The sequence below is a fragment of the Paenibacillus sp. 1781tsa1 genome (assembly GCF_024159265.1).
Taxonomy (GTDB): Bacteria; Bacillota; Bacilli; order Paenibacillales; family Paenibacillaceae; genus Paenibacillus.
In genome coordinates, this window is the sequence record NZ_JAMYWY010000001.1 from 1,633,530 (window position 1) to 1,645,591 (window position 12,062).

14 protein-coding genes are annotated in these 12,062 nt (G+C 45.9%); all 14 read left to right on the forward strand.

Annotated features, from left to right (window positions below; translation table 11 throughout):
* The first annotated feature begins 180 nt into the window (after positions 1-180).
* The 14 genes from NKT06_RS07165 to NKT06_RS07230 all read left to right on the forward strand — a co-directional run bounded on the left by NKT06_RS07165 (position 181) and on the right by NKT06_RS07230 (position 12,052).
* On the forward strand, positions 181-600 hold the full coding sequence (locus NKT06_RS07165) for an organic hydroperoxide resistance protein (protein WP_253431868.1): 420 nt from the start codon (positions 181-183) through the stop codon (positions 598-600).
* A gap of 210 nt (positions 601-810) precedes the next feature.
* Entirely contained in the window at positions 811-1,056 is a 246-nt protein-coding gene (locus tag NKT06_RS07170; RefSeq protein ID WP_036610816.1) for a zinc ribbon domain-containing protein, read from the forward strand.
* A 99-nt stretch (positions 1,057-1,155) separates the two neighbouring features.
* On the forward strand, positions 1,156-1,434 hold the full coding sequence (locus tag NKT06_RS07175) for a hypothetical protein (RefSeq protein ID WP_253431871.1): 279 nt from the start codon (positions 1,156-1,158) through the stop codon (positions 1,432-1,434).
* A 190-nt stretch (positions 1,435-1,624) separates the two neighbouring features.
* Positions 1,625-2,047 (forward strand): thiol-disulfide oxidoreductase DCC family protein, encoded by a 423-nt coding sequence (locus tag NKT06_RS07180; protein WP_253431874.1) that lies wholly within the window; start codon positions 1,625-1,627, stop codon positions 2,045-2,047.
* A gap of 61 nt (positions 2,048-2,108) precedes the next feature.
* Positions 2,109-2,972, forward strand: a complete 864-nt coding sequence (locus NKT06_RS07185) for a DUF6612 family protein (protein ID WP_253431877.1) — start codon at positions 2,109-2,111, stop codon at positions 2,970-2,972.
* Between the two features lie 218 nt (positions 2,973-3,190).
* Complete coding sequence (locus NKT06_RS07190; protein ID WP_017690000.1) at positions 3,191-3,574, forward strand: VOC family protein; 384 nt, start codon at positions 3,191-3,193, stop codon at positions 3,572-3,574.
* Between the two features lie 162 nt (positions 3,575-3,736).
* Positions 3,737-4,954 carry a nucleotide-binding protein gene (locus tag NKT06_RS07195; RefSeq protein ID WP_253431880.1) on the forward strand — a complete coding sequence of 406 codons (1,218 nt, stop codon included), beginning with the start codon at positions 3,737-3,739 and terminating at the stop codon, positions 4,952-4,954.
* The gene (locus tag NKT06_RS07200) at positions 4,951-6,255 is read left to right on the forward strand and encodes a TadA family conjugal transfer-associated ATPase (RefSeq protein WP_253431883.1); all 1,305 of its coding nucleotides are present in this window, start codon (positions 4,951-4,953) and stop codon (positions 6,253-6,255) included. The genes NKT06_RS07195 and NKT06_RS07200 overlap by 4 nt, the downstream gene beginning before the upstream one ends.
* Positions 6,256-6,295: 40 nt before the next feature.
* Positions 6,296-7,039: a type II secretion system F family protein gene (locus tag NKT06_RS07205; protein ID WP_091016179.1), complete on the forward strand. Its 744-nt coding sequence runs from the start codon at positions 6,296-6,298 to the stop codon at positions 7,037-7,039.
* Between the two features lie 12 nt (positions 7,040-7,051).
* On the forward strand, positions 7,052-7,921 hold the full coding sequence (locus NKT06_RS07210) for a type II secretion system F family protein (RefSeq protein ID WP_253431886.1): 870 nt from the start codon (positions 7,052-7,054) through the stop codon (positions 7,919-7,921).
* An 11-nt stretch (positions 7,922-7,932) separates the two neighbouring features.
* Positions 7,933-8,124, forward strand: coding sequence for a Flp1 family type IVb pilin (locus tag NKT06_RS07215; protein ID WP_253431888.1), 192 nt, complete (start codon positions 7,933-7,935; stop codon positions 8,122-8,124).
* Complete coding sequence (locus NKT06_RS07220; RefSeq protein WP_253431892.1) at positions 8,105-8,782, forward strand: TadE/TadG family type IV pilus assembly protein; 678 nt, start codon at positions 8,105-8,107, stop codon at positions 8,780-8,782. Before NKT06_RS07215 ends, NKT06_RS07220 begins: the two co-directional genes overlap by 20 nt.
* A complete protein-coding gene (locus NKT06_RS07225; protein ID WP_253431895.1) occupies positions 8,763-10,991 on the forward strand; it encodes a hypothetical protein in 2,229 nt (742 codons plus the stop codon). Before NKT06_RS07220 ends, NKT06_RS07225 begins: the two co-directional genes overlap by 20 nt.
* A gap of 29 nt (positions 10,992-11,020) precedes the next feature.
* The gene (locus NKT06_RS07230) at positions 11,021-12,052 is read left to right on the forward strand and encodes a pilus assembly protein (protein ID WP_253431898.1); all 1,032 of its coding nucleotides are present in this window, start codon (positions 11,021-11,023) and stop codon (positions 12,050-12,052) included.
* Positions 12,053-12,062: the final 10 nt, after the last annotated feature.

Consider the following 12,062-nt stretch of genomic DNA (forward strand, 5'->3'; position numbering starts at 1 on the left):
TTGAAAATGCCCTTTTGTATATTACCCAACCTCAGAAAAAATACAGACATGGAGATAAGATGCATGAAAATAATAAAGATGTAAAAGCTGATAAAGATATAAAATGCGTTTCAAATTGAGCCAGAAGTTTAAATTCAATTGAAGGCATTTAAAACTATATGGATAAGGGAGAGATTCTTAATGGAAGCTTTATATACAGCAGTAGCGACAGTTAAAGGTGGACGTACAGGTTCTGTGGCTTCTTCGGATGGCGTGCTCAAACATGATCTGAAAATGCCCAAAGAGCTCGGAGGTCCCGGTGGTGAAGGTACCAACCCTGAACAGCTCTTCGCCGCTGGATATGGAGCATGTTATGAAAGTGCCCTTGCCAATGTAGCACGTAAAGCAGGTGTGAAGTTGGAGAATGTGGTGGTTACAAGTAACGTATCCATTGGTAAAGACCCTGCGGATGACGGTTTCCAATTATCTGTTCGCTTGGACGTGAGTATGCCTGGTGTGGATCACAGTCAAGCAGAAGATCTGGCCCGCAAGGCACACGATTTCTGTCCATATTCCAAAGCGACACGTGGCAACATTGATGTTGTTTTAAACGTAGTCTAAGATTTGACTCCCGGCAAGTAAAGGGGAACATATAGAGCAGGGTATCCCAGATACCTGATGTTCGACTACAAAGCCCTGCTGGCAATCGGCAGGGTTTTGTGTTGATTATAATATAAGGACAGGATGCAGGAGATCAGATGCCAGATCGCGTACTTTTTACATAATTGCACTCCCACTTCATGCTACACATTCCATAAAGGGGGAACGAAGATGAGTATTGAAGAGATGATTGAGCGTCGATTTGTATGTACAAAATGCAGGGGCACGGATTGTAACATTAAGGAAGTTTCCATGTCAGGAGCAGGCCTGAGCAAGATGTTCGATATACAACATAACCACTACCTGTTTGTTGCTTGTGCTTCCTGCGGCTATGTTGAAGTATTTGATCCGGATGTTTTGAAAGGTAAAAAACAAGGGCAGGTAGGGACGATTCTGGATATTCTGTTTGGCGGGTAGACATGCGCGAGTTGACATTGAACTGAATTTTCTTTAATATAACTTAGTACTGAGTAGTGTCATTGCATGAACCAAATTTGAATTAAACAGGTGATATCCATGTCTTATAGACCGCGTATTGCAGATTTAGAATTAGCTTATGGTAACAAGGAAGACGGATTGTACGAATTCAAAATGAATTTGGTAGACGGTACAAAATGCCGTGTATTCTACTCCCGTTCTCCGGAATGGAAGATGACCAATATCAGCCGTCTGCAGAAAACGCCTTGTCCAGTATGCCGCAAAGATTTCATTTGCAAATGTATGGACCAGTGGGCAAGTGACCTGCATCAACAAATGATCGATGACCAATGGATGGAAAAGGCAATTGCTGAGTAATTGCCGGACAGATACGAGCGTGGGCACAATGCCTGCGCTCTTTTTCTTTTATTTCCCATTAATGCGTGTTCAAAAAGAGCGGGTTTTAGTCTTTTTTTGAACTACCTCTATAATTAAATTTTAGAATTAGTGAACAAGAAGGCTCAGATTGGGTAAGTTACTCTAACCGGAACAATAGGAGGCAGTCAATATGACAGCAAATCAAACAGATGTGCATCAGGGACATCCCATCGTACTGGTGGATGGCGTCTGTCACTTCTGCCAGGGCTTAACCAAATGGATTATCAAACGTGACCCGGAAGGGAAATATCATTTTGCTTCGCTCCAATCGGATGTAGCCAAGGCACTGCTAGTGAAGGGCAATCTGTCGACAGACAGTATGGATACTTTTGTTTTGATTGAAAATGGAAAATACTATACACGTTCAACAGCCGCACTGCGATTGGCTAAAGGTCTGAAGTTTCCTTATCCATTGTTATATGTGTTCATTATTGTACCGAAATTTATTCGTAATGCAATCTATAATTGGGTTGCTAGCAACCGTTATCGCTGGTTTGGCAAGGATGAGGCGTGCATGTTGCCTACCCCGGAGATCAAAGATCGATTTTTATGATTAATAACGGAAATAATTGGGTAATGACTACAGATCATATCTATTTTGGGAGGACAACAACTTGAAGAAGTGGACTACATTATTTATCGGGGCATTATTAGCAGTGAGCTTGGCAGCATGCGGTAACGACACAGATAATACGGCAACGCCGCCAGCAACTAACAACGAAACATCTAACGAGGGCAATACACCTGCGGAGCAGGAAACAAAGATCCCTACCTTGGACGAATTGATTACCAAAACCAATGCAGCAACGAAAGAAATGAAAAGCTTCACAACTGAAGCAAACATTGATCAGAATCTGAAACTGGATGCTGGTGAACAGTCCCAGGATCAACAGGTCAAAACATCGCTCAAGATGGATATTATCAAAGATCCAATGATGATCTATCAAGAGATGAAAATGGAAATGTCGGGACAGGAAGCTCAGAACGTGAAGCAGTATATTACTTCGGATAAAATCTACTCCCAAGTTGGGGAGCAATGGGTTGCGATTCCTGAAGCACAAACTGCTGCATTGATTGAGCAGATGAAAGCAAGCATGAATCCGGAAGGTGAATTGGAGCAATTCAAAAAGATCGAAGAAGATACTGAAGTAACCGAAGAAGGCGACAATTATGTGATTAACGCTGACGTATCCGGTGATAATGTAAAAGAACTGGCCAAAGCCGTGATGGAGCAAAACGGCTCGGATGCCCAGATGCAAGCTATGCTTGATCAGATGAATATTACCAGCATGAAGATGAAATACATGATCAATAAAGAAACGTATTTGCCGGCAAGTACGGATGTAACCATGGTCATGGAGATGGAACAGAATGGACAGAAAATGACGATGGACATGAAGATGAACAGTACGTTCTCCAACCATGATCAAGTGGAAGAGATCAAGATTCCACAAGAAGCATTGGATAGCGCTAAGTAAGTTGGCTAGCACAATTGCCAAATGAAATGCTGAAGATCATTTGAAGCGATGAACGCACATCATTGTGTACCGTTTACAGGCACCTCTGACCTAGATCTGTGTGAACCGAGAGGTTTTACCGGATTCAAACAGGGGTGTTTTTCTTTTTAGAGGAGAATATGTTCAGGGTCCAAGATGTTGTAGTATAGTCATATTGAAGTAGAGAGGGGAGATCAAAGATGATCGAATATGCACACATCCACCATGTTAGTCTGGCTGTACGTGATCTGGAAATCGCGAAAAAGTTCTATTCGGGGTTACTGGGAATGCAGGAGATTGAACGTCCGCCTTTCCGCTCCACTGGTACATGGTACGCCATCGGTAGCCAGCAGCTTCATCTGTTACAGCACCCGGAGGGTCACACGTTACGCGAGGCCGGAATTGATACAACAGACGGCCACTTTGCAATCTGGGTGACCAGTTATTCGGGGACTATTGCTTGGTTGGAACAGCAGGGAATTGAGTACGAAGCGAGACCGGATAGTGTGGCTGGATTCGCACAGATTTTTGTTCTCGATCCTGACCGTAACATTATTGAGTTTGATTCACCGTATAACTCTTAAGGAAAAAATGGATTAGAATAAATCCCTTGCTCGACCAGAAATTGTATGCTATATTATCCATACATTCATAGCACGTGACGGAAGCACCGTCCATATACTGCATATTCATGCGGTTATTGGGCGGTGCTTTTTTGTGCTTTTTGACAGGGAGGGAAGGAAAAATTGATTGTACTGAAGGTTGTTCTGGTCTCAAAGGATAGAGATTACATTAGCGCCTGGCTTGATTATGTACAGGGAGATTCGTCTGGTTTCCATGTGCGTTTCACGGCATTCTCCCAAAGGGATTCGTTCAAGGATCATATGAATCAGCAGGAAGGTCGGGAATTACCGGATCTGGTTATTGCGGAACCGGAGTTTCTGAATGACTGGCTGAATAACGGGGGAGAAGGATCAGGTGTACCTTGGCTGATGCTTAGTGAAGGGCTGGAAGAGGTGGAAGAGGCGAAGCGGCTGATGAAATACCAACCCTTGCCTGCTTTGCTGGATGCTGTGATGCATGCTTGTCGGCAGCCACGCCGCAAGAAGGTTCACCATCCGGGGCAAGAGACTCTCTCCATCGGTGTTGTATCCGCTTCGGGTGGAAGTGGCAAAACGGCAGTAGCCCTGCATATGGCGAAGCAACTGGGACTTGCAGGTTATGCTGTTCTCTATCTGAATCTGGAGACGCTGGACAGTACGCTCCCGTTTCTGGAAAAGGGACTAACTAGAAGTGGGCAGCGCCACCCGGATGCGGAGACGGGATTGTCACGCCTGTTATACGATCTGAAGGTGGGCAGAAAGGAATCCGGCAAGCAGTTACAGGCGCTATCGAAGGGCGTAGATGGATATGTGGTCCGGCATGAAGCATTGAAATCCGATGTGTTCTGGCCATTATCGAATCGGAAAGAATTGTTGCAGATGACTCGTGAGGATACGTCGAATCTGCTTCGTTATTTAACCGATTGCGGACAATATGACGTGTTGATTCTGGATGGGGATTCCGGATGGGATGGGCGCAGTGAAGGTGTACTAGATGCAGCAGATGCATTTGTCTGGTTGGTTGAGGATGATATATCTGCCATGCATCGATGGGGGCAATGGTTGCAGCATGCTGGACGAACGAAGCCAGATTTGTACGAAAGTATACTGGAGAGTTCACGCTTTGTGGTTAACAAATATCGGGACAATGTCGTCAATGTACTCCCACGCCCTGATCTGCATCTGGATGCAGTGTTGCCCTATATCCCTTCTTGGAAACAACTCAGTCAGGAGGAAGTCATGCTTAGTTCACCGATCTTCCAACGTGAAGTGAAGAGATTATGTGCCCTGCTGGTACAAGATGGCGAAGAAGAATTGAAGCAGACGGGACGAATTCAGAAGCAGGATCGGTGGGCACTATGACGGATTCATCCAATAGAATATTGGATCGTGAAGAACAGTTTCAGATGATGCGCAGGGAAGTCAGGGCTGGCCTCGATTTAACCTCGTCTGCTGGAGATGATGAACTCTGGCAAGGGATAGAGAGCAAAGTTCTCAGTGACCCGAAGCTGGATGATCTAACATCAGGAGAGCGTCATACGCTGGTACAGCGATTGTTTGACTCCTTTCGTGGATTAGATATCTTGCAGCCACTTGTGGATCATCCCGATATTACGGAGATTATGATCAATAGTCACAAGGAGATTTTTGTGGAGCAGGAAGGTGAAGTCAACCAGATCACCCTTGAATTTGAGTCCATGGAACGGCTCGAGGATATTATCCAGATGATTGTGTCCGGGGTAAACCGGATTGTGAATGAGTCTTCTCCAATCGTAGATGCCCGTTTAAAGGATGGTTCGCGGGTCAATATCGTGTTGCCTCCTATTGCCTTGAAAGGTCCCACGATGACGATTCGTAAATTCCCCAGTGAACCGATGAAGATGTCCGATCTGATTGAAAAGGGAGCCCTGCATGAAGAAGCGGCAGAATTATTGCAGCAGTTGGTACGGAGTAAATACAACATCTTCATTGGAGGTGGAACCGGATCGGGAAAAACGACCTTTCTGAACGCCTTATCACAGTTTATCCCTGCTGATGAGCGGATTATTACCATTGAGGATTCGGCTGAGTTACAGATTGTTACGGTACCAAATCTGGTATCACTGGAAACACGGAATGCAAACACCGAAGGCAAGGGACAGATATCTATTCGGGATCTGATCAAATCTTCCTTACGGATGCGTCCGAACCGGATTGTGATTGGGGAAGTCAGGGGCGCAGAAGCTCTGGATATGTTACAGGCCATGAACACAGGTCATGATGGATCTTTATCAACTGGGCATGCGAATACCATCTCCGACATGATCAGCAGACTTGAAACGATGGTGCTCAGTGGTGCGGATCTCCCCATTGCGGTTGTAAGGCAGCAGATTAGTTCAGCAATCGATATTTTTGTACATCTATCCCGGCTGCGAGACCGCTCACGGCGGGTGACAGAAATTAGTGAAGTGATTGGTATGAAGAACGGTGAGGTTATGCTGAATCCACTCTTTCGTTTCCAGGAACAAGAAGAGCGTGAAGGCAAAATTATTGGCGGGTTAGTACAGGTTGGAAAGTTGAATCAGGTGGATAAAATTCAGATGGCTGGGCTCGGGGAATGGCTGGATGAATACATAGAACAATGTAGTGTTGAAACAAATTCATCAGATAACAACGCAAATTAAAGTCATTGGAAGGTGATTACTGTTGGGTGAAGCCAGACAGATGTTGACGGATTACACCGTATATACGCTTTCCCGGAGACAACGAATGGTCTGTATGCTGATCAGTGGTCTGCTCTTTTTTGGCATCGGAATTCTGTTCTACCATCACTGGTTGGCTGGAGCTATCCTGGCTGCGGGTTGCATATGGGTACCAAAACATTGGACTAAAGTGCTGTTGGAACGAAAAAGAATGACACTCAGTTTACATTTTAAGCAAGCGTTATATGCATTATCTTCTGCACTTGCCGCAGGAAAATCGGTGGAGAATGGATTCAAGGAATCCGTGGAAGATTTGCGGATGTTAAATCCGGAAGCCGATACCGATCTGATTCGTGAGTTTACGATATTGAGGACACGGATGGAGTATGGACAACCAATAGAAGAGGCTCTACAGGATTTCTCGGATCGGGCGCAGATTGAGGATATTACGAACTTTGCAGATGTATTCATTACGTGCAAACGAACTGGGGGGGATCTGGTTGAGGTTGTGCGCCGTACCTCTGCGGTGATTGGTGAGAAGCTGGATATTCAGCAGGATATTATGGTCGCGGTATCACAGAAAAAGTTCGAATCGAAGGTGATGTTTGCCGCTCCATTTATTTTTTTGATATTTCTCAATCTGACCGCCAAGGACTTTATGGAGCCGTTATATAGCGGGATGGGTTACCTCATCTCTAGCGGTGCCTTGGCAGTACTCGCCTGCTGTTATCTGTGGATTAATCGCATTATGGATATCAAAGTATAAGGAGCTGAAACGATGCTGCTTCCCGTTATAGTCGCAGGGATGCTCGGAGCGGGATGGCTGGTGCTGGATCGAACCCGGGGACAGACCTACCGGCATCTGCGCAAGCTGGATATGGAAGGATTGCGACTGAAGAAATTGCATGGTCCCTTCCTGTTTATATTGGACAAGTTTGAGACTGGACGCAGATTGCCTGTGCTCATGTTTCGGATGCAACATGCTATTCAGAAAATGTATGGCATACAGCACAGTGGGGAGAAAACGATGCTCTATTGCGCTGAAATGTTAACCTACACGTGGCTTATGTTACTGGCAGGTTGTCTGTTAACACTTGTTGGAGATATGGGCATCGGGGGTATGGTGGGTGGACTAGCGTTAGGAATAGCTTTACCTTTTGCACTCTATAAAGACCTCAATACCAAGGTCCAGCGGAGAGATCAGGACATTCTTATGGAGCTGCCCGAGTTGCTGAATCGAATTGTTCTGTTGGTGGGCGCTGGGGAGACCGTTCAGCGTGCCATCGTTCACTGTGTCACAAGCCAGGGGGAACGGGATCATCCGCTGTACAACGAACTTAGAAAGACCGTGGGAGATTGGAATAACGGTTATTCGTTTCAACAATCATTTGAACAGTTCAGTCGCCGCTGCGGTGTGCAGGAAGTGACGATTTTTACAACAACCGTGCTGCTGAATTTCCGGCGTGGGGGAGGTGACTTTGTATTGGCGCTGCGGGATCTGTCACATGTGTTGTGGGAGAAACGCAAGGCTGTCAGTCGGGCGAAGGGAGAACAGGCTTCTTCCAAATTGGTGTTTCCGATGGTACTGATCTTTTTTACGATTGTGGTCATGATCGGGGCACCTGCTTTTATGATGATGAATATGTAGGAGGAATTGGGATGATGGAAGTGTTAAAAAACAAGGTAAGCGCATTTTGGAAGGAAGAGGACGGACTCGGCACGTTGGAGCTGATTCTGATTATCGGGGTTATTATCATTATTGCTTTGATTTTTAAAGACCAAATAACGGCACTAATCAAGTCTCTTCTTAGCAAAGTGGATACAAAAAGTAATGAATTTTTCCCGGGTTAACAGGCTGAAGAAGGAAGAAGGGAGCTTCACCGTTGAAGCCTCCCTGATCTTCCCTGTCGTGCTGTTTATTCTTGTGTTGTTGCTCTTCTTTACCATGTACATGTATCAAAAGACATTCTTGACTCAACATGCCTATGCAGCTTCTGAGCGTGCAGCCTATAGTTGGGACAACAGTCACAAACAGGCGATGACGGGTGAATATGTTGCTGGAGAACATGACAGTCTGTACTGGAGACTGACGGATGATCGTATGCTTGGAGCGCTGTTTGGCTGGGCGGGAGCGGACAATCAGGTTAGCATATCTGTACCTGCTCGTGAAGGCGGAAGTCTCTCGGAACAGAAATTAGCACAAGCAGTTCAACAGATGCCCTCAGCCATGAAAGGAACAATTGAGTATCAGAATTCTCTGATTCAGCGGAAAGTAACGACCAAGCTGGAACAAGTAATCTCTTTGCCTCTTCCTTCTTTTCTGTTCGATTCAGGTAACCGTGTGTTGACCCAAGGATCATCCGCGGTTGTTGAACCGGTGGAATTCATTCGAACGGTAGATCTGGTCCGTTATTACGCAGCCAAGTTTAAAGGCAAAGGCGGAGAAGCTGCGAGTACTGCCGCGGAAGCAGGACAGGTTGTGCAGCATTTTGGCAAAAGCAGAAAGTGAGAAAAGGAGGAGGGCGGAGCTGTTTAGAAAAAAAGACGGTGAGTTGGGGGCCGTAACCCTTTTTTTAATATTAATCTTGGCCGGAGTTTATATGTTTGTCGCTATATTTATTGATTATGCTCGTATAGCGGCATTCAAGGTGCAGACTGAACGAATGACTCATGCTGCGATGAGATCCGTCATGTCAGCCTATGACACCTCACTACGGGAGTATGGTTTATTCGGGTATGGCGACAGTAGTGGGGATGCGATTATGGCTAAAGTGCTGAATGATAGCGTGAAGCCTTCATCTGTGAAAGATGGATTCCCCATTCTGGATATCCAGTGGGATACAACTACGCTGAGCATGGAGCGTGAACTGGGCAGATACGATATATTTAATCGCCAGATTCAGGAGGATATGAAGTATCGGGCTCCGGTTGACTTTACCCTTGAAGTGATCAATCGGTTCAAACCGATGTCAGACGAGATGAAGGAAGCCTCGCACACGGTAGACTTGTTGAAAAAATTGCAGAAGTTATATGACAAACGTGAAGAATTGTTGGATGAAGCCATTGCCAATCAGACGGAATCCGCGGAGAAGCTGAAGAATCTTCCGAAGTTAATCATGGACCCGCCTTCACAGGCCATCTATGAAGAAATGTTGGAAGAAACACCAGAGACAGCTGCCGAGGCAGCGGCACGTTATGCAGATTATCTTAACAAGAAACAGGCAGATGAGGGATTGCCGTTCAGAGAGCAACAATACATATTGGAACTGGCTCGTTATCGGACTGGTGTTGGTAATGTGGTGACAGGCATCAGCATGGTCATACAACCGGCGTTACAGGCCCATCAAACGAAGCTGGAGGAAGCACAGTCCAAGATCGAAGAAGCACGCAAGATTAATGAGGAAATGAAACGTGTGATCGCGGAGGGGGAGAACCGTTCGGAGAATGCCAGTTACGATAACGTGGGCAACTCAAATCTGCCTGGAACGAGTCTTACATCTACAGGATCAGCCACTGAAGCCAAAAGTACACGTTCTCTTGCTTCGGAGCTTGTGAGGGCAGATACCCTATTCGAGCAGTTGAAGGCACGAGTTGTTTCCCAGAATACGGACTTCGACAACGTCAGAAGAGACAATATGGAATTGAATACACATCTTCGTAGTGTCACGGGCATGAGTGGGGTTCCGATTAAACCCGCGGTCAGACAGGCAAGTCAGATTACCGAACGATATATGGACACCTATGTACGTAGCGGTCCTGCCAACCTCATTCAACAGAGTAAGCAGCAGCTGGAGAGTGGTCGTGGGTCGGATGCTGAGCGCAAAGCGAATGATAAGGAATCCAAAGGGAAATTAAAGGAAGTTAAACGAATCTTGTCGCAGATTCAGAATGGAAGTGCTGGTTCCATGGAAGCTTTCAAACAGCTAGAGGAATATTACAACGCTAATATTGCTTTTAATGAGGCTAGTCGTGAGGAATCCAAAAAGGCAGAGATTGCTGGTGATCCCTATGACTCTGGTGGCGATGCCATGAAGGGAATGGACAGTTTGTTTGGCGGGATGTCAGGTCTGCTGGATAGTCTTGGCGACGAATTGTTCCAGAATGAATACGCTCTAGCCTATTTCAACTCCATGGATTTTGGTCAACTATTTACCTGGACTGAAGGTGGTGGAGATGCGGGTGATGTCTTCAAATTGGAGAATCAGGAACTGGAGTATATCGTTTACGGGTTTCATAATCCTTCGGGTAACATCGCTGCGGCATATGCGGAGATATTTGGGATGCGCCTGGCTATTCGAACCGCAGAAGGGTTAATTGAGCACAGCAAGCTTGGGAACCCACTTCTGGTATTATCGGCGGCAATCTTATACGGGATTACAAACGCCATCGCGGATATGGTGAAACTAGCAAAAGAGGGCAGTGTGGAATTGTCAAAGTATATCAAAGTCAAATTGACGTATAGGGACCATCTTCGATTGTTCCTATTGATGAACAGCAACAATGAACGCAAAATGTCCAGAATGCTGGCGTTAATTCGATTAAATACGGGTGTGAATCCAGATGAGAAACAGACGTATGCTTCGGGTAACATGCGCAGCAGCATCAAGTTGTGGTTTTTACCAGGGGTGGTTAGAAGCATAGGTGCAGTTATGGGTAGTGCGGATCAGGTTGAAGATGGGCGATTTTTCATTGAGCGGAAGGCGGATTATTCCTATTGAGTGATTAGGATCGTTTCGGTGGAGGGATTATGGATAAGCAGCAACAATATGAAAAAGAAAGAGCACAATTAGAGATTAGGTTAACCAGAATAATCAGATTGCAACGTTTGAAGTTTCTGAATAAGCAGATATGTTCTCCGAAAAAGGAACAGGGCAGCATGGTTCTGGAAGCCTCACTGGTGTTACCTGTCTTTCTGTTCTTTATCATGTTTCTCATCTTCATTGTGCAAATGACTCTAATCTCCACAGCGCTGCAGAGCACAGCAGGAGAAGCGGTGAAGCAGTTATCAACGAAAATATATCCGGTTTCCCTTGCATTTACCCCTTCGGATTCTGCAGGTGGTGAAGGCTCTGGAGGAGGGTGGAAGATACCGGAGTTGTCTCTGACAGAGTGGGCAGAAGGTTATGCTTCTTCTCTGCCCGAGCCATTAAGTGATTGGGTACGTTCAGCGGCGGCCAGTGGTGAACAGCCACTACAGGAGATCAAGACATCCGTTTTGGAAACCGTACTTGATCCCACGGTAAAACCGCTGCTTCAACCTTTTATCGAACCAACTCTGCTGGATATGGAACGGGTTCATGTGAATGGGATTTCCATACCTGATCTCAAAAACAAAACAAATCCATATTTCCGACTTGAACTGAGTTATGAATTGCCGGTAAAAGTCCCCTTTCTCAGTAAACCGCTTCGGATTCAGGCTGCTGCGGCAGAACGGGTATGGATTGGAGATACCGGAGAAGGGGCAGATGGCAGTTCAGGAGATGGGGATACTGCGGGTTCAGCAACGGTACTGTCGAAGCCTGACCCGGCATACATAGGCAACAATGCAACGATTAAGGTAAAGGTTGAACCAGGAGCGACAGCCAATTTAACGATATTTTACAAGTCAGGTGAAAGTTCCGCGAAGCACATCGGCTGGGCCACCGCGGATGAGAATGGAATGATCGAATGGACCTGGTTTGTTGGTACTCGGACAACAGAAGGAACATGGAGTTTTGTTGTCGAGACAGGAGACGGTGCCAAGACAGAGACTACGTTTAACGTGGCCTCCAGGAAATAAGGAAGGGGAT